Annotated in this window: 14 protein-coding genes; 11 read left to right on the top strand and 3 right to left on the bottom strand. The window is 60.3% G+C overall.

Translation table 11 applies throughout. From position 1 onward, the window contains the following. Nucleotides 1-130: 130 nt before the first annotated feature. From araD to ACFFAR_RS01100, 5 genes are all read left to right on the top strand, one after another. Entirely contained in the window at nucleotides 131-1,897 is a 1,767-nt protein-coding gene (araD, locus tag ACFFAR_RS01120) for an L-arabinonate dehydratase (RefSeq protein ID WP_174362814.1), read from the top strand. A gap of 22 nt (nucleotides 1,898-1,919) precedes the next feature. Beyond that, a complete protein-coding gene (locus ACFFAR_RS01115; protein WP_174362813.1) occupies nucleotides 1,920-2,651 on the top strand; it encodes a ribonuclease activity regulator RraA in 732 nt (243 codons plus the stop codon). Continuing rightward, nucleotides 2,651-3,982 carry an MFS transporter gene (locus ACFFAR_RS01110; RefSeq protein WP_174362815.1) on the top strand — a complete coding sequence of 444 codons (1,332 nt, stop codon included), beginning with the start codon at nucleotides 2,651-2,653 and terminating at the stop codon, nucleotides 3,980-3,982. Before ACFFAR_RS01115 ends, ACFFAR_RS01110 begins: the two co-directional genes overlap by 1 nt. A gap of 82 nt (nucleotides 3,983-4,064) precedes the next feature. Beyond that, nucleotides 4,065-5,132, top strand: a complete 1,068-nt coding sequence (locus tag ACFFAR_RS01105) for a substrate-binding domain-containing protein (RefSeq protein WP_174362812.1) — start codon at nucleotides 4,065-4,067, stop codon at nucleotides 5,130-5,132. 341 nt (nucleotides 5,133-5,473) lie between these two features. Then, entirely contained in the window at nucleotides 5,474-5,806 is a 333-nt protein-coding gene (locus ACFFAR_RS01100) for a DUF4148 domain-containing protein (protein WP_062001460.1), read from the top strand. Between the two features lie 64 nt (nucleotides 5,807-5,870). On the opposite strand, the gene ACFFAR_RS01095 is transcribed toward ACFFAR_RS01100, so the two are convergent. Genes ACFFAR_RS01095 through ACFFAR_RS01085 form a run of 3 tightly spaced genes read right to left on the bottom strand, consistent with a single transcriptional unit; the run spans nucleotide 5,871 to nucleotide 8,703 of the window. Beyond that, nucleotides 5,871-7,070 carry a DUF2235 domain-containing protein gene (locus ACFFAR_RS01095; protein WP_062001461.1) on the bottom strand — a complete coding sequence of 400 codons (1,200 nt, stop codon included), beginning with the start codon at nucleotides 7,068-7,070 and terminating at the stop codon, nucleotides 5,871-5,873. Between the two features lie 36 nt (nucleotides 7,071-7,106). Continuing rightward, on the bottom strand, nucleotides 7,107-8,141 hold the full coding sequence (locus tag ACFFAR_RS01090) for a hypothetical protein (RefSeq protein WP_174362811.1): 1,035 nt from the start codon (nucleotides 8,139-8,141) through the stop codon (nucleotides 7,107-7,109). A 13-nt stretch (nucleotides 8,142-8,154) separates the two neighbouring features. Next, a complete protein-coding gene (locus ACFFAR_RS01085) occupies nucleotides 8,155-8,703 on the bottom strand; it encodes a glycoside hydrolase family protein (RefSeq protein WP_174362810.1) in 549 nt (182 codons plus the stop codon). Nucleotides 8,704-8,912: 209 nt separating this feature from the next. Between ACFFAR_RS01085 and ACFFAR_RS01080 the strand changes: the two genes are divergently transcribed. From ACFFAR_RS01080 to ACFFAR_RS01055, 6 genes are all read left to right on the top strand, one after another. Beyond that, nucleotides 8,913-10,277, top strand: a complete 1,365-nt coding sequence (locus ACFFAR_RS01080) for a hypothetical protein (RefSeq protein ID WP_174362809.1) — start codon at nucleotides 8,913-8,915, stop codon at nucleotides 10,275-10,277. A 201-nt stretch (nucleotides 10,278-10,478) separates the two neighbouring features. Further along, entirely contained in the window at nucleotides 10,479-11,999 is a 1,521-nt protein-coding gene (gene adh / locus ACFFAR_RS01075) for an aldehyde dehydrogenase (RefSeq protein WP_375507410.1), read from the top strand. Between the two features lie 77 nt (nucleotides 12,000-12,076). After that, nucleotides 12,077-12,469, top strand: coding sequence for a DUF779 domain-containing protein (locus ACFFAR_RS01070; protein ID WP_062001466.1), 393 nt, complete (start codon nucleotides 12,077-12,079; stop codon nucleotides 12,467-12,469). A 107-nt stretch (nucleotides 12,470-12,576) separates the two neighbouring features. Next, nucleotides 12,577-14,523 (top strand): sigma-54-dependent Fis family transcriptional regulator, encoded by a 1,947-nt coding sequence (locus tag ACFFAR_RS01065; RefSeq protein WP_375507409.1) that lies wholly within the window; start codon nucleotides 12,577-12,579, stop codon nucleotides 14,521-14,523. A gap of 142 nt (nucleotides 14,524-14,665) precedes the next feature. Further along, complete coding sequence (locus ACFFAR_RS01060; RefSeq protein ID WP_174362260.1) at nucleotides 14,666-15,808, top strand: GAF domain-containing protein; 1,143 nt, start codon at nucleotides 14,666-14,668, stop codon at nucleotides 15,806-15,808. 84 nt (nucleotides 15,809-15,892) lie between these two features. Further along, a complete protein-coding gene (locus ACFFAR_RS01055) occupies nucleotides 15,893-17,695 on the top strand; it encodes an NAD(P)-binding domain-containing protein (protein ID WP_174362259.1) in 1,803 nt (600 codons plus the stop codon). Nucleotide 17,696 lies beyond the last annotated feature (1 nt).

The following is a 17,696-nucleotide window of genomic DNA, read 5'->3' as shown; positions in this document are numbered from 1 at the left end:
TCGAACAAATGCGGATTGGGTAGGCGCCGCACTCGCTGATCGACCAGTTCGTCCGTAAAACCCCCTACGGACGAACTGAAATGATAGCGTTACCATCTGTTCACGATACAACCCGGCCTGGGAGAAAAGCTTGGCCCCAAAACGTAAAACCCCAGAAGAACTTCGAAGCTTTCGATGGTATGGCGTGAATGACCTGCGCTCGTTCGGACATCGGTCGCGTACCGCGCAAATGGGCTATCACCCGTCCGATTACATGGGCAAACCCGTCATTGCGGTAGTGAACACGTGGAGCGAAATCAACTCGTGCCACACGCACTTCAAGCAGCGCGTGGAAGAGGTCAAGCGCGGCGTCTGGCAAGCCGGCGGCTTCCCGGTGGAAATGCCGGTCATGACGCTTGCCGAGCCGTTCCAGAAACCGACCACCATGCTTTACCGCAACTTCCTCGCGATGGAAACCGAGGAACTGCTGAAGTCGTATCAGTTCGACGGCTGCGTCCTGATGGGCGGTTGCGACAAGACCACGCCCGGCTTGCTGATGGGTGCCATCAGCATGAACTTGCCGACCATCTTCTTGCCCGCCGGCCCAATGCTGCGCGGCAACTGGAACGGCCGGACGCTCGGCAGCGGGTCCGATACCTGGAAATACTGGGCCGAACTTCGCGCCGGGAAAATCACGGAAGAGGAATGGAAGGGCATCGAAAGCGGTATCGCACGCTCGCCGGGCCATTGCATGACGATGGGCACGGCATCGACCATGACCACCGCCACCGAGGCGCTCGGCCTGATCCTGCCGGGGTTTTCATCGATACCCGCTGTCGACTCGCGCCACGCGCAGTTCGCTTCGCTCACTGGCCAGCGGATCGTGGAGATGGTCTGGACGGACCAGAAGCCATCGGACATCCTGACCGCCAAATCCTTCGATAACGCCGTCACCACCGTGCTGTCCATGTCGGGATCGACCAACGCGATCGTCCATCTGGTGGCGGTGGCGCGCCGCGCGGGCATCGACCTGACGACGGCGCGCTTCGATGAACTCGCGCGCATCACGCCCGTGCTCGCCAACCTGCGTCCGGCGGGCAAGTACCTGATGGAAGACTTCTTTTACGCAGGCGGTTTGCGCGCGCTGCTCGTGGAGCTGGGAAAGCTGATCGACGGTTCGCAAATGACGGTGAGCGGCACGACGCTCGCGGAGAACATAGAAGGCGCGGAGATCTTCGATACCGACGTCATCCGCAAGCGCGACAACCCGGTCGTGGAACGCGATGGCCTCGCGGTGCTGACCGGCAATCTCGCCCCCGATGGCGCCGTGATCAAACCCGCCGCAATGGAACAGCATCTGCTGAAAGCGCGTGGCCCGGCCGTGGTATTCAAGGATTACGCGGACATGGCGGCGCGCATCGACAACGAAGACCTCGACATCACTGCCGCGTCCGTGATCGTGCTGCAGCACGCAGGACCCGTCGGCGCACCGGGCATGCCGGAGTGGGGCCAGTTGCCGATACCGCAAAAGCTCCTGAAACAAGGCGTGCGCGACATGGTCCGCATCTCCGACGCACGCATGAGCGGCACGAGTTACGGCGCGTGCGTGCTGCATGTGGCGCCTGAATCGTTCGTAGGCGGTCCGCTTGCGTTGGTGCGGGACGGCGACATGATCGAACTCGATGTCCCCGGCCGGCGCCTTCATCTCGATGTCAGCGACGAAGAACTCGCCGCACGCAAGGCTGCATGGAAAGCGCCGAAGCGGCCATTCGAACGCGGGTTCGGCGTGATGCACCAGCTTCATGTCACGCAGGCGAACAAGGGTTGCGACTTCGACTTCCTCGAAGAACCGCTGACGGCATCCACGACGGCCACCGCCTCCACGATCGCCGATCGCGACGAACCCGAGATTCATTAATTTTATTCCGAGTACTGACTAAATGACTTCCTCCGATACCGCCGTCAGCGCCGAGGCGCTGGAACTGTTGCGCCATGTCAGCACGGCGACGCTCACCACGCAGTTGTTCAAGCGCGGCTTGCGCAATGTCTTCCTGCAAGGCGTCGCTCCGCTCGTGAAGCCGGAGCCGGGCGCGCCGAATCTTGTCGGCCCTGCGTTCACGCTGCGCAATATTCCGGCGCGTGAGGACATCGATCACGTGGGGGTGTTTCAGGACCCGGACCATCCACAACGCAAGGCGGTCGAGAGCGCGCCGCCGGGTAGCGTGCTCGTGCAGGACTGCCGCGGCGACCGGTCGGTGGCGTCGGTGGGATCGATTCTCGCGCTGCGGCTTGCGAAGCGCGGCGTCGCAGGCATGGTCTCCGACGGCGCCGTGCGCGACAGCGGCACGATCTCCGGCCTCGGCTTGCCGCTGTGGTGTGCGGGCGCGAGCGCACCGCTCAATCTGGCCAGGCATCACGCGGTCGATATGAACGTGCCGATCGCGTGCGGCGGCGTGGCGGTTTATCCGGGAGACGTCGTGGTCGCGGATGTGGATGGCGTCGTGATCGTGCCGCACGAAATGGCGGAAGACGTCGCACGCGATGCAACCGAACAGGAGCAACTGGAAATTTTTATCTCGCAGCGAATCGATGAGGGCAGGCCCTTGCGCGGCACGTATCCGCCGAACGAAGAAACGCTTGCTGCCTACGCACAATGGCGTGCGCAAAAATGATGGATACCGCCCAGCCCTCTATTGATGAAACGCCGCTGATCAACCGTATCGCACTCAGGCTGATGCCGCTCCTGGGTTTGCTCTACCTCATTGCGTATATCGACCGGTCGAATATCAGCTTCGCCAAGTTGCAGATGCTCGGCAGTCTCGGCTTGAGCGAAGTGGCGTACGGGCTGGGTGCATCGCTGTTTTTTATCGGCTATCTGATTTTCGAAGTGCCAAGCAATTTGCTGCTGCACAAGTTCGGCGCGCCGCGATGGATCGCGCGCATCATGCTGACGTGGGGCATCGTGACCGTGCTGCTCGCGTTCACGAAGAACGCGACTTCGTTCTATGTGCTGCGTTTCCTGCTGGGCGCTTCGGAAGCGGGGCTTTATCCGGGCGTGATTTATTACCTGACGCTATGGTTTCCATCGCGGCATCGCGTGCGGATGTTGGGTTACTTCACGATCGGCAGCAGCCTCGGCAACATGGTGGGTGCGCCAATCTGCGGCTGGCTGCTCGACAAGGGCGGCTTGCTCGGTCTGCAAGGCTGGCAGTTGGTGTTCATCATCACCGGCATTCCATCGATCCTGCTTACTGCGGTCGTATTGCTGTACCTGCCCGAGTCTCCGCTCAAAGCGAAATTCATTACCGATGCCGAAAAGAAATGGCTCGCCGGTACGCTCGAGAAAGAACGCGCACTTGCCGCGCAATCGGAGTCCGGAAAGAGCAGTTTCCTGAGCGTCGTGACGGAACCGCGCGTGATCGGCATGGCGTTGTACTACATGATGCTTTCGATGTCCGTCTACGGCGTGAGCTACTGGCTGCCAACGCTCGTCAAAGGCTTTGGCGTGAGCAACACGGTCAACGGCCTGATCAACATCATTCCGTGGCTGCTCGCAACGCTCGTGCTGATATGGCTGCCGTCGAAACTGCGTGCGGCGAACCGCACGATGGCCGCCATGTTGTGCGCAGCGGTGCTCGGCGTGATCTTTTTTCTCGGCAGCGTCTTCCTGCCGACCAACACGCTGCGCTTCATTGCGTTGAGTCTCGGCGCGCCCTGCATGTATTTGCTGCTGCCGTGCTTCTGGACGCTGCCGCCCAAGTTCCTGACCGGCGCGCGTGCAGCGGCGGGCATCGCGGCGATCAATTCGCTGGGGAACGTGGGTGGTTTCATTGCGCAGAATCTCGTGCCCTGGGTCAGGCAGGCGAGCGGCAGCACCAAGGCGCCCATGCTGATTCCAGCAGCGTGTCTCTTCACATTCGGTATCGTCACGTTGATCCTGATGCGGCGTGAGCGTCATGCCCAGGCGGATGTCGCCCGCGAGCGGCGCGTGGAAGCGGCTTGAGTTGGTCAAGCTGCACAAGTGGCCTGGCACCGGCTGCCAACTACAATAGCGGCGTTGAACCTTTCCACGCTCCAAGCGAATCATGCCGAACGACAAGCCCGCCGCGTTTTCCATCGATGGTCCAGCCAGTGGCGTCACGCGTGTGAAACGAACGCGCGGCGGCCCGAAGGGCTTGCGGATCACCGACGTCGCCACGGCCGCAGGCGTCTCGCCCATCACGGTTTCGCGCGTATTCAACAGTCCCGAAACCGTCGCGCCCGAAACGCTCGAGCGCGTGCGGCGGGTCGTCCAGAAGCTTGGCTATGTGCCGAACCGGCTGGCAGGGGGATTGTCTTCGTCGAAGTCACGGTTGATCGCGGCCATTGTGCCGACCATCGCGCATTCGTTGTTCTCCGAAACCATTCAGGTCTTCAGCGAAACGATGTCGAAGGCCGGGTATCAGGTGCTGCTCGCGCTCAGCGGCTACAGCGACACGAGCGAAGAAACCCTGCTCGACGCGGTGCTGAGCCGGCGCCCCGAAGGTGTGCTGCTGACCGGCGTCGCGCATACGGATTCGTTGCGTGAGCGGCTGCGCAACGTCGGTATTCCGATTGTAGAAACGTGGGACATGACAGACACGCCTATCGATATGCTCGTGGGTTTTTCGCATTATCAAGTGGGCGTCGCGGTGGCCGAGCGCTTCATTGCGCGGGGCGTGCGTTATCCGGGGCTCGTTTCCGCCAACGATGACCGCGCGATCGCGCGCATCACCGGCTTTCGAGCGCGTTTCGCCCATGAAGGAATCTGCAACATTGCCGACGTGATCGTGTCGCCGCCGAGTTCGGTATTGGTGGGCAAAGCCGCGCTGCCAGAATTGCTCGCCCGCATGCCGCGACTGGACGCCGTGTTTTGCGGCTCGGATCTGCTTGCCATCGGCGTGCTTGGCGATGCAAAACGGCGCGGTATCGACGTGCCGTCGCAGTTGTCCATCTGCGGATTCGGCGACCTTGAATTTGCATCGGAAACAAGCCCCACGCTTACCACTGTGCGCGTGGACGGCACGCATATCGGCCTCAACGCAGCGCAGTGTCTGCTCGCACGCCTGAGAGGCGAGCAGCATGCGAGCATCAGCGACGTAGGCTTTCACATCGTCGAGCGCGAGACGGTCTGAAGTCAAACGCATCCCTCCTTCCGACGGGCTCCTTCAGCCCCTTCTCATGCATGGTTTCGGCAAGTCCGTTTGCCGACGACACTACATTCATCGATCGATAACAATCACTCCCGGATCAACCGGGCCGATCGATGTGGTGGGCTTGATTGATCGAAGCACGTGGTAAGAGATTACGACAAGAAGGGTGCACGGTCGAGCTGGGCCATGCCTGAGTCGGCGTTACATGGCATATAAGAAACTTACTAATCGTGTGTAACACCGGCGATTAAATTTTTATCACACCGGGGAAATACCCTGCGTATCTGGCTCTCAGTCGCAGGACACAACTTCTGGAGGTAATTATGAAATCGTCGATCTATGCGGTCCTTGTTGTCTCGGTTCTGGCCGCGCCGATCACCTCATTTGCTCAGCAGGGAAACGGGCCGATCACCCGTGAGCAAGTGAATAATGAACTCGTGCAGCTTCGCGAAGCCGGATACACCGGCAGCGCCAGCGACACGACTTACCCTGCTGAACTGCAAGCCGCGCTCGCCCGCGTGGCCGAAAAGAACCAGGCGCAGGCGCAGATGCAGATGCCGCAAAACAGCGAGTACGGGACGTCGTCCAGCGGTTCATCGCAGGCGGGACGCCCACAAGCCGCGGTCGATACACAAGCGGTCTACAAGGGACAGTAAGGTAGTGCGTGGGGCATCGGGCGGCTTGTCATGCCCGATGCCCCACAACGTGTTCGCCTCGTCGTCAGATCCATGTCTTGACGGTCGGGAAATAGTTCGCAAGTGTCGAAGGAACATAAGGACCAGGGGTGCCGGCCGGGTCTCCAAGCACTGATGTTCCTGCAAGACGATCACGAATCGAGTGATAGGCGCAAAGCGGAAGGAACTTCGAGAAGTCGCGCGGTCCATGCGGAAGATCGACGAACACGCCGCTCGCCCACGGTCGATGCGCTACCCCAAGGGCGCTTGGCGACATCGGCAGGTAAGGATTCTGGAAGATGATGCCGTTGTCGATCTCGGCCAGACTGCTTGTCATCCATGCGAGCGCACAATCGGACAAACCACTTTCGTTGTCCGTAGACGGGTAACCTCCGCCGACATCCGAATGCGCGCCGGGGAAAAGCACTTGCGTGACGTTCGCGCGTTCGTCCCACAGCGTCGGCGTAAAGTCGCCGCGCTCTTCGTCCAGGCTGATCGCATGAAAACCGTACTGCACAGCGGGGCTCAAGGATGTATCGGCAAAGCGGAAAACGTCCACGCGTGCATCGTTGGATTCCACATAGAGCGGAATGCCCATGGCGCCGACCGTATCCCACACTCCGATTGCCTGGATTTTTACGTTTGGAACGAGATCCTTGGGATCGATGGGCGGATTCAGTGTCAGGAAGCTCGTTACATCCCTGAACAATGAAACAATGGAAGTGTTCCACGTCTTGGATATGGCCGTCACCCGGTTCGAACGATGCGCGCGCCATGCAGCAACCCCGTTGCGATAACCGACTATCGGGTCGGCCAGATCGAGCGTCTTTGCATTGAGCAAACCCTGATCGACGATCAGTCCGCCAAGCGCGCGGGCGGTGTAGGACCCGCGACTGAAGCCGATGATGAAGATGCGGTCGCCCTCTTCGTAATTGCGCGAGATGAACGTGTAACCGCGGACGATCCGCGCGATCAATCCCCACCCGAAAACGCCGCCGAGCATCTTGATGATGGCGTTGTCCGAGTCGCCCACGCCGTGCAGATACTTGGCCACTTGCAGGCATGTCCCATCCGCAGTCAGCGACGATTCTTGTTCGGTTGCATAGACCACGGCGCCCGAATGCGGATCGCTGGCGAGGTTCAGGAACAGCTTCCATACGTTGGTGGTCTTGGGCGTGTCGTCATCTTCGCCGGAGTTGGGGCCGTTCCAGGTGCCGTCGGCACAGAACACAATATTCTTTGGCATGACTCTCCTTTTTGTTGGATTGAGCGTTGCGGCGAATCAGGGGTGGGCGTCCCCCGTGGAATACCCCGACTTGAACGCTTCGCCCGCCATGTCTTCCGATGTTGCCGCGCCATCGGTCTTCGGCTGCGCTTCGGTCGTCTTGAAGCCAATGTAGGTTGCACCGCTGATACCCAGCAGCAAGAGCGTGTTGATATCGAACCGGGGCATCGTGCAGGTGGTAAAGACCTGATTGAGGAACATCAGGCCGACCACGATCGTAAAGATGAGCATCTGCACCCGGTGGACGGCGACGCCGCTTTCGTCGCTTGTGAGGTCCTTGAAAAAATGCGGTGTCGTCGGTGGGAATTGCGTGCGCCTCGACAGGTCGACCCCGCGCGCCGTGACACCGAGGACGCTGTAGAAACCCATCAGGACGAGCGGTTGCGCGGATAGGGGCGGCACCCCGCCGAGCGCGAGCCATTCGAATACATAAGACACTACGATAATCGCTGTCCACCAAGCCATCTGCGTGCGCGCGAGGCTGAACGTGCGGTCCTGAAAGGGAACGGTGGTCTCGGCGCCCACGTCCCGCAACATGGCCGTTTTCGCCCCGAGACAGACAAAGAGCGCCACCGTCGCGATGGCTATGACGACGGCTACCGCAATACGCCACGCGCGCGACCAAGTGAACAGAAGCGTGGCACCCGGGCCGGCGACCGACTTGCCGTCGGCGCCGGCGACGCTTGCCGAGAGCTCGCGCGCAAGCGCGGAACCGTTGCCTTGCCACGGAAAGCCGGTCATCCGATGCCATGCCGCCGCGTTCTCCGGCGGTACCGCACCGCTTGTCCCGTCCAGCAGGAACGATACGGCGTGCGGGTCGCCCCCGCAACCTTGCGCCGGGATGCCGGTGTTGTTGCCATCTAGGATCAGCGTGTATTGCCGGACAACGGACTGCGCCGGGCAGTCGGCAGTTATCGGAACGCGGATGACGTCTCCCAGTGAGCCTTGTATGACTTCAGGCTCGGCGTGCGAGGCGGTGCAGAGCAGCAGTGACGCAAGCAATGTCAGCGCAGCGCGGCAAAATAATGTCATATGCCCTCCGGCATCAGTTTGCGTGCTCGGCGACAACAGGAAGCGGCGGCGAAACCCGCTCGAGGAACAGGCTGCGTTCCGCATTCCTGCGTTTTAGCAAACCCGGCAACGCCTGCCCGTTTGCGTGACACCAGCGAAGAAACTGGTCAGCGGCGCCCGTGAAATTTCCGGCGTTGAGCAGGGTCAGCAGCGTGGACGAGCGGAGATTCGCAATGCCGAGGTTGAACGCGAAGCTGGTCAGCGCGCCGTACTGGTTGTCATTGAGCGCAATGGTCACCAATGCCAGCACGCCGGCCCCCGCCTGCATGAGATCGCCTTGTAGCAGCGTTTCTGCTTGCGCGACAGTAATGCCCGCGGGGTACAGCGCCTTGACCTGGGCGAGCGAGGCGTTGCCGCGCAGGAAGTGGCCTCCGCTTGAGATGGCGTGTCCCCAGCCAATGGTCCAGATACCTACCGGATCGAGATAAGGTCGGATGGTCCCCGTGCCATCGCCGAATCCCGGGATGCCTTCATATTGCTTCACCAGGTTGACAGCGGCATTGCATACGGGGCGAGGGGTCATGACGTTCTCCTTGGACGCTTGCCAGATGGCCTTGCGCAGGGCGTACAGGCGCCTTGGCGCACCATACGAAGAACGAACGAGTGAACTTGTTTTGGAAACGAACCTGCGTGGGCCGGACCACACAACGTGTCGCATTGACAGCCTGCGTTTTAAATCGCAGACCGTTTAAATCGTCTTCTGGATGCACCTTAAAACAATCGAGGTAATCGATGGCGCCATCGGACCAGAACAACCATCACCATCCCGGCACATTCGACGAACTCATCTTCCGCCGCGAACTGAACGAAGTGCATCTGCTGCTCGACTTCATATCGGGCCGCCCGAACGCGCACATTTGGGACCTCGACGGCAAGGTTCCACTACCACCCTCGGGCGCCAGGAGCGCCACGGACGTCGCGCCCCCAACGGAAGAGAAACCCGCCTGTTGCGGAAAGCATGACACCACGCTCGATGCGTTCGAAACCATCAAGTGGGTGTGCAAGCTGCGCTATCCGCCAACACCGCCTTCAACCGACAAGGCTTACGACGCCACCTTGCTGTTTTACGTGAAAGACCGGTTGAACAGTCTTGCGTATCCGGCGACGGGGTTGAGCATCGCCTACACCTATATCTTCGTTGAAGAGCAACGCCCCATTCAGGGTGCGCACGATCCCGACCGGGAAGCGCAGACCCGTGCGTCGGTGGCGCGCGAGGCTTATCCGGGGCTAATCGGCAGCGCACGCCGGTTCCGATGGATCCACAAGTCCAACACGGTCATTGGCGTATGCGTGACGATCTTCGCCGCCGTGCTCTTATGGCTTGTCACGTACGGCGTGCAGATCACCGCGCGTTTCGAAACAGACGGAAGGGCTGCAACCGATATCACGCAGAAAATCTATGCAGAAGTCGACAAGGAAAACGCGGCCAGTCCCGCCGATCAGAGAGTCATCGCGAACCGCAAGACCGTGCCCGAGCGATGTGATGCGTCGAGCATCGAAGACCAGACGAATACGGTCCGCCTGCTATGCAACGAGTGGTCGTATATGCAGGCGCGCTACGACATGTCGATCGCCGACGCGGCGACTTTCGCCAACAGCTTTCCTTCCAAGGTCCTCATGTGGATGTTTCCGACCGCGTTCGGACGGGGCGAATGGACGACCGGAACACGCACGGGCGCGTTGCGCGGCGAACAACCCAAGGCGCCGCAGGAGGCCATCCAGTCGATCACGCTAGTATTGTCCGCGTACGCGAGTTATGTCCTTCCAATCCTCTTTGCTTTGGTCGGCACCATTGCTTCGCTGCTGCGCGATATTGGCAACAAGATCACCGGTAACCTCCTTGCCCCAAGGGACGAAACGCTTGCGTTGATGCGCGTACCGTTGGGTTTGATGGCGGGCGTCGCCGTTGGATTGTTCTTCAGTCCGTCATCGGTTGCGACGCAGGTGAGCGCGGGTGCGGGCGTGTTGACGCTGACCGCATCGGGCCTCGCGTTCCTTGCCGGCTACGCCGCCGATGGTTTCTTCCGTATGCTCGACACGCTGACAAGCCGCGTCTTTAATGTGAGCAATCACGACAGACGAGGGCCATCGAACTAACTTTTATAAATGTGTTCTGTTGAATGACAGTGTGCCGGCGCAGGTGTTCCGAAACGGAGCAATGGAACTATGCCGGATTTGCACTCGCTCTTTGCCGGTCGGGCATGCGGAAGTTGGCACGCATCTCGCGTGCAGTTTCCCACCGGTCACGGGAATGTTCGCCGTGACGGTCACACTCACCGACATGCGAGGAGCACGCACATGAATCACGCTGAGATGCAGTTCCTGAACACCGACTTCCCGTACAAAAAGCAGTATGGCAACTTCATCGGTGGACAATGGGTCAAGCCCGTAGGCGGTGAATACTTCGACAACATCTCGCCGATCACAGGCGAAGCGTTCACGTCCATTCCGCGCTCGCGCGAAGCCGACATTGAACTCGCGCTTGATGCAGCGCACAAGGCCAAGACTGCGTGGGGCAAGACTTCGCCCACCGAGCGCGCGAACATCCTGAACAAGATCGCCGACCGTATGGAAGCGAATCTGACGCGCATCGCGGTGGCCGAAACAATCGACAACGGCAAGCCGCTACGCGAAACCATGGCCGCGGATATCCCGCTTGCAATCGATCACTTCCGCTATTTCGCCGGCGCCGTGCGTGCGCAGGAAGGCTCGATTTCTCAAATCGATAACGACACGGTTGCCTATCACTTCCACGAACCCCTAGGCGTGGTCGGGCAAATCATTCCGTGGAATTTCCCGATCCTGATGGCGGTATGGAAGCTTGCGCCCGCGCTCGCCGCCGGCAATTGCGTGGTCCTGAAACCGGCGGAACAAACGCCGGCATCGATCCTCGTGTTCCTCGAACTGATTGAAGACTTGCTGCCGGCCGGCGTGCTGAACGTGGTCAACGGCTTCGGGCTCGAAGCGGGCAAGCCGCTGGCATCGAACAAACGCATTTCGAAAATCGCATTCACCGGCGAAACCACGACCGGCCGCCTGATCATGCAGTACGCGAGCCAGAACCTGATTCCAGTGACGCTCGAACTCGGTGGCAAGAGCCCGAACATCTTCTTCGCCGACGTGATGAACGCGGACGACAGCTTCTTCGACAAGGCGCTCGAAGGCTTCGCCATGTTCGCGCTGAATCAGGGCGAAGTGTGTACGTGTCCGTCGCGTGTGCTGATTGAAGAGAGCATCTACGACAAGTTCATCGAACGTGCGCTCAAGCGTGTGGCCGCGATCAGCCAGGGCCATCCGCTCAATGCCAGCACGATGATCGGCGCGCAAGCGTCGCAAGAACAGCTTGAGAAGATCCTGTCGTACATTGATCTCGGCAAGCAGGAAGGCGCGGAATGCCTGATCGGTGGCGAGCGCAATACGCTGGATGGCGAATTGAAGAACGGTTATTACATCAAGCCGACCGTGTTCAAAGGCCACAACAAGATGCGCATTTTCCAGGAGGAAATCTTCGGGCCGGTGGTGTCAGTCACGACTTTCAAGGATGAAGCGCAAGCGCTCGAAATCGCCAACGACACGCTCTACGGTCTTGGTGCAGGCGTGTGGACACGCGATGGTACGCGGGCTTACCGATTCGGCCGTGACATCCAGGCCGGCCGCGTATGGACGAATTGCTATCACGCAGATCCGGCGCACGCGGCGTTCGGTGGTTACAAGCAATCGGGCATTGGCCGTGAAAATCACAAGATGATGCTCGACCACTATCAGCAGACGAAAAACCTGCTGGTAAGTTACAGCGACAAACCGCTCGGCTTCTTCTAAAGCGGGTAGTCTGAATGGCGGGCCGCACATGCAAACGCAATGCGGCCCGCTCCCCGACACTTTAAGTGGAAACCCTGATGAGCCAAGACGAAGTTTCGCGCGTGACAGTCACGCCCGCGGCAATCGAGTTGATCGAAAAGCTGAAGGCGGAACACGGACAAATACTGTTTCACCAATCTGGCGGATGTTGTGACGGAAGCGCGCCCATGTGCTTTCCGGTTGCTGAATTCATGGTCGGTTCGTCCGACGTCAAACTTGGCGAGATTGCCGGCGTGCCTTTCTACATGAGCGATTCGCAATTCGAATACTGGCAGCATACGCAACTGATCATCGATTGCGTGCCGGGTAACGGCGGCATGTTTTCGCTGGAACGCCCGAGCGGTCTGCGTTTTCTCACCCGTTCGCGCCTATTCGACGACAAAGAATCTGCATGGCTCGACGAACATCCGGTCGAGCATGTAACAGGTTGAAGCTGAAAAGACGCCGTTTCTAGTGGTACATTGTCTCGATCGACCACGCGACGGCCGGAGCTTAGCATCGACTCCTTCCGCGAATGCTGGCGGAGGAGACAATGGTTATGACCCCGGTTTCTCTAGGCCGTGCCGGTACGCTTGCGAGCGATCAAGCCGGCCGCATGGAAGTACTCGACATCGTCCGGCAATCTCACGAAAGGTCCCGCGGTTACGGGCTCTCGGAGACCATGCGTCCCGATTACAGCGTGCTCGGTGAACCCGACCTGCTGCTCAAGCGCGAACAGAACCGCACGCTGTGCACACACGCGCTGCCGGTCATCGAAACGCTTTACGGGCAAATTGCGAATACGCACAGCATGGTCGTGCTGACCGATTCGCAGGGGCTGATTCTCCATTCCCTCGGCGACGACGATTTCCTTGCGCGCGCGGATCGCGTTGCATTGCGGGCCGGCGCATTGTGGAGCGAACAGCAGCAGGGCACCAACGCAGTGGGCACCACCATCGCCTCCGGCGACGCCACCATGATCCTGGGCGACCAGCATTACTTGCGCGCCAACCAGTTCCTCGCCTGTTCCAGCGTGCCGATACTCGACCCCTTCGGCGAGTTGCTCGGCGTACTCGATGTCTCCGGCGATTGCCGCGGTCACAGCCGTCACACCATGGCGCTCGCCAAGATGTCGGCGCAGATGATCGAAAACCACTTGTTCACCAGTGCATTCCCCGAAGCCATGCGCGTCCATTTTCACGGGCGTCCCGAGTTTATCGGCACGTTGATGGAGGGCATTGCCGCCTTTCGCGCCGATGGACGTTTTCTCTCAGCGAATCGCAGCGCGCAGTTTCAATTCGGTTTGCCGCTCGCATCGCTGAAGGCGCATAGCCTGTCGTCGTTGCTCAACGTGTCGTGCGGCGAGTTGATCGATCTGATGCGCACCGGCGTGTCGGCACCGGGCGATCGGCTGCTGTCGTTGCGCCTGCCAAGCGGCGTGAATGTGTTTGCAAGCGTGGACTTCAGGCGCTCCACGTCAGTGGCATTCACAACGGACGCCACTGACATCACCGATGTCGCCGCTCGCAAACGCGCACCCGAGCCTCAGGCGAAGCTCTCCGGCCTGCGCTACCTGATGACCGGCGACTCGCAGGTCGCCGCGCTGGTCGAGCGCGTGCGCAAGGTTATCGGCAAGAACATTCCGATCCTGATCGGCGGCGAAACAGGGACGGGGAAAGAGGTTCTCGCGAGCGCGGTGCATCGCGATTCGCCGCAATGCGACGGACCGTTCGTCGCGGTGGATTGTGCGTCCATCCCCGATACGCTGATCGAGTCGGAATTGTTCGGCTACGAGGAGGGCGCGTTCACGGGCGCATCGAAACGCGGCGCGTGCGGCAAGATCCTGCAAGCCGACGGCGGCACGCTGTTCCTCGATGAAATCGGCGACATGCCGCTCGCGTTGCAAAGCCGTTTGCTGCGCGTCCTGCAGGAACGCACGGTGACACCGCTGGGCAGTTCGCGCTCGGTGCCGGTCGACTTCGCATTGATTTGCGCGACCAATCGAAACTTGCGCGAGTGCGTGAACAGCGGCGAGTTTCGTGAGGACCTGTATTACCGGATCAACGGCTTGCTGGTGACGTTGCCGCCGCTGCGACTGCGCACGGATCTCGCGGTGACAGTCGAAAAGATCCTTCGGGCGGAACGTCCGGGCGGCCCTGTCATCAGGGTTTCACCGGAGGTGCTTGAAGCATTTACGCAGCATGGGTGGCCGGGCAATTTCCGTCAGTTGGCGAACGTGCTCAGGACCGCCTGCGCGATGCTCGATGACGACGAAACCACTATCCTTCGCGACCATCTCCCGGAAGATTTCTTCGAGCGGGAAGGCGCGACGTCGCAGCCGCATTCTAAAGAGAGCGGCCGCCTGGATGACTTGGCGCTCTCCGCTGTCTCTGCTGCGCTCGACACCCATGGCGGCAACGTCTCGGCGGCCGCGCGCATGCTGGGGGTGTCGCGCAATACGCTGTACCGGAAGATGGCGGCTCTCGGGGAATTGCGCAGACGTTGAATCATGACGATTGAGACAAACGTCTCATTCTCGATGATGGTGCACTGCGGTGTGATCTCGCGGAACACGCATGTTAAAACGTCATCATGCGTTGATGTTCCAGTGAACGTTCGAGCACAGCCGAAGCCGCCGGAGATCCTTCATGCCGTATGTATCGCCGACCAGACATATCGACCGCGTGCGCAGCGTAATCGAAGGGCGCGTGCTCAATGCCGGCACGGACGCCGATTCGCTCAGGCTGGCGTCGTCGTATAGAAGGTCTCTGGAGCAATATCATCTCGATCCCGGCGCGACCGTCGGGCCGCGCATCCTGACCGTACCCGAATTGCGCGATGTTCAGCAGCGCGAGGAAACCGTACTGCGTGCATCGGGGCAATGTCTGTCGCGTCTGCACGAGACCGTTCGCGAAGCCGACTATTGCGTGATGCTGACCGATGCGCAAGGCGTGACCATCGATTACCGGGTCGATCGCGACCGGCGTCACGAGTTCAAGCGCGCAGGATTGTATCTCGGCTCATGCTGGTCCGAACGCGAAGAAGGCACGTGCGGCGTTGCATCGGTGCTGCTGGATGCCGAAGCGATCACCGTCCACAAGACCGATCACTTTCGCGCGGCGTTCACCACTCTTACGTGCAGCGCGTCGCCTATCTTTGGCGTGCAGGGCGAATTGATCGGCGTGCTGGATGCCTCGGCCGTGCGTTCGCCGGAAGAGCGCGAGAGCCAGCGGCTCGTGAACCATATCGTGCGCCAAAGCGCGTTGCTGATCGAAGACGGTTTTTTCCTCAACGCAACCACGCAATGCTGGGTGTTGCTCGCGCATCGAAACCGCCATTACGTCGAGGCGCAGCCGGAAATTCTTATCGCGTTCGATGCACGCGGTTTCGCAATCGCCGCCAACCGGCGCGCGAAGGAGTGCGTGCCGGGACTGAATCAAATGCCGTGTCACGTCTCTGAACTCTTCGATATCCGCGCAGAACGTCTGCTCGATGCAAGACCGGGACGCGACCTCATTTCATTCAGATTGATTGGCTCCGGCGCGCCCTTGCATGCGCGCGTGAGACCACCCGTTGCGCGCGCAGCGAGAAACGCGCCGAAGCTGCAGACCAAGGAAGCGCCGCAGCCTTCGTTGTCGGAGGATGAAGCGGTCGAGCGCACCCGCATCGTTGCTGCGATGACCGCCGCCAAGTGGCGCCCGGTTCTCGCGGCGCAAACTCTAGGCATTTCACGGGCGACGCTTTACAGACGTATCGCGAAGCTGGGAATTCTGGCGCCTCACCGGCGTTAGCGTAAGCGGCATCTTTTCCAGCGGGCAAAGAACCCGCGTGACTTAACCGATGTTTAGTGATCCGTATCTCATGGAGGAGCGACCATGCCTGAAAGCAATCCAAACCAGACCATCTCCCAGTTGCTGGAGTCGTTCGAAGCCGCATTGAGAAGCGGCGATTCCACAGCCGCCGCCGCGCTGTTCCAGCCTGAGGGCTACTGGCGCGATCTCGTTGCGTTCACCTGGAACATCAAGACAATGGAGGGCCGCGAGCAGATCGCAGCCATGCTCGATTCACAACTGAATGCGGTCAAGCCCTCGAAGCTCCGGATTGCGGAAAACGAAACGGCGACCGAATCCGATGGCGTGACGCAATCGTGGATCACGTTCGAGACGGGCGTCGCGCGGGGAACAGGCTTCATCCGCGTGAAGAACGGACTGATCTGGACGCTGCTCACCACGATGACCGAACTCAAGGGCCATGAGGAACCCAAGGGCCAGAGGCGCCCGATGGGCGCCGAGCACGGCGCGCGCACCGACCGCACGAGCTGGACCGAAAAACGCGCGGCGGAACAAGAGACGCTGGGTTACGAGAAGCAGCCGTATTGCCTGATCGTGGGCGGCGGGCAGGGCGGCATTGCGCTCGGCGCGCGGATGCGGCAGCTTGGTGTGCCGACCATCATTGTGGACAAGAACGAGAAACCCGGTGACGCATGGCGTGCCCGCTACAAATCACTGTGCCTGCATGATCCTGTCTGGTACGACCACATGCCGTACCTGCCGTTTCCTGACAACTGGCCGGTGTTTTCGCCGAAGGACAAGGTCGGCGACTGGCTGGAGATGTACACGAAGGTGATGGAGCTGAACTACTGGGGCTCGACGATGTGCAAGTCCGCGCGTTACGACGATGCCGCAGACGAGTGGATCGTGGAAGTCGAACGCAACGGCGAGGCGGTGACGCTGCGGCCAAAACAACTCGTGCTTGCTACGGGCATGTCTGGCAAGGCGAACGTGCCCAAGTTCAAGGGCATGGACGTGTTCAAGGGCGAGCAGCATCATTCGTCGCAACATCCAGGGCCTGATGCGTACACGGGGAAGAAGGTGGTTGTGATCGGCGCGAACAATTCTTCGCACGATATCTGCGCGGCGTTGTGGGAAGCCGGCGTTGACGTGACCATGGTGCAGCGTTCGTCCACGCATATAGTGAAGTCCGCTTCGCTGATGGATCTCGCGCTCGGGGATCTCTACTCCGAGCGTGCGGTGGCATCCGGCATGACAACGATGAAAGCCGACCTGACCTTTGCATCGATCCCGTACAAGATCCTGCATGAGTTCCAGATCCCGGTCTACGACGCCATCAAGAAGCGCGATGCCGAATTCTACGACCGCCTGGAAAAGCGCGGTTTCATGCTCGATTTCGGCGACGACGAGTCGGGGCTCTTCATGAAGTATCTGCGGCGCGGATCGGGTTATTACATTGATGTGGGTGCGTCGGACCTGGTCGCGGACGGCAAGATCAAGCTGAAGAGCGGCGTTGATGTGGTCGAGCTGAAAGCGCATTCGGTCGTGCTGAGCGACGGCAGCGAGCTCGAGGCGGATCTCGTTGTCTACGCAACCGGCTATGGCTCGATGAACGGCTGGGCCGCGGACCTGATTTCGCGCGAAGTGGCGGACAAGGTCGGCAAGGTGTGGGGATTGGGATCGGCCACGACCAAGGACCCGGGCCCGTGGGAAGGCGAGCAGCGCAACATGTGGAAGCCTACGCAGCAGCATGCGCTGTGGTTCCATGGCGGCAACCTGCATCAGTCGCGGCATTACTCGCAATATTTATCGCTGCAATTGAAGGCGCGGATGGAAGGCATTGAAACGCCGGTCTACGGCTTGCAGGAAGTGCATCACTTGTCTTGAT

The sequence above is a fragment of the uncultured Caballeronia sp. genome, assembly GCF_964243625.1.
Lineage (GTDB): Bacteria > Pseudomonadota > Gammaproteobacteria > Burkholderiales > Burkholderiaceae > Caballeronia.
This window is presented reverse-complemented; position numbering and strand designations above follow the sequence as displayed.

What these genes read in the sequence shown, in the direction of transcription:
- ACFFAR_RS01115 (WP_174362813.1), top strand. Translation starts at nt 1,920, where the DNA reads ATGACTTCCTCCGATACCGCCGTCAGCGCCGAGGCGCTGGAACTGTTG.
- ACFFAR_RS01110 (WP_174362815.1), top strand. Translation starts at nt 2,651, where the DNA reads ATGGATACCGCCCAGCCCTCTATTGATGAAACGCCGCTGATCAACCGT.
- ACFFAR_RS01105 (WP_174362812.1), top strand. Translation starts at nt 4,065, where the DNA reads ATGCCGAACGACAAGCCCGCCGCGTTTTCCATCGATGGTCCAGCCAGT.
- ACFFAR_RS01100 (WP_062001460.1), top strand. Translation starts at nt 5,474, where the DNA reads ATGAAATCGTCGATCTATGCGGTCCTTGTTGTCTCGGTTCTGGCCGCG.
- ACFFAR_RS01095 (WP_062001461.1), bottom strand. Translation starts at nt 7,070, where the DNA reads ATGCCAAAGAATATTGTGTTCTGTGCCGACGGCACCTGGAACGGCCCC.
- ACFFAR_RS01090 (WP_174362811.1), bottom strand. Translation starts at nt 8,141, where the DNA reads ATGACATTATTTTGCCGCGCTGCGCTGACATTGCTTGCGTCACTGCTG.
- ACFFAR_RS01085 (WP_174362810.1), bottom strand. Translation starts at nt 8,703, where the DNA reads ATGACCCCTCGCCCCGTATGCAATGCCGCTGTCAACCTGGTGAAGCAA.
- ACFFAR_RS01080 (WP_174362809.1), top strand. Translation starts at nt 8,913, where the DNA reads ATGGCGCCATCGGACCAGAACAACCATCACCATCCCGGCACATTCGAC.
- adh (WP_375507410.1), top strand. Translation starts at nt 10,479, where the DNA reads ATGAATCACGCTGAGATGCAGTTCCTGAACACCGACTTCCCGTACAAA.
- ACFFAR_RS01070 (WP_062001466.1), top strand. Translation starts at nt 12,077, where the DNA reads ATGAGCCAAGACGAAGTTTCGCGCGTGACAGTCACGCCCGCGGCAATC.
- ACFFAR_RS01065 (WP_375507409.1), top strand. Translation starts at nt 12,577, where the DNA reads ATGACCCCGGTTTCTCTAGGCCGTGCCGGTACGCTTGCGAGCGATCAA.
- ACFFAR_RS01060 (WP_174362260.1), top strand. Translation starts at nt 14,666, where the DNA reads ATGCCGTATGTATCGCCGACCAGACATATCGACCGCGTGCGCAGCGTA.
- ACFFAR_RS01055 (WP_174362259.1), top strand. Translation starts at nt 15,893, where the DNA reads ATGCCTGAAAGCAATCCAAACCAGACCATCTCCCAGTTGCTGGAGTCG.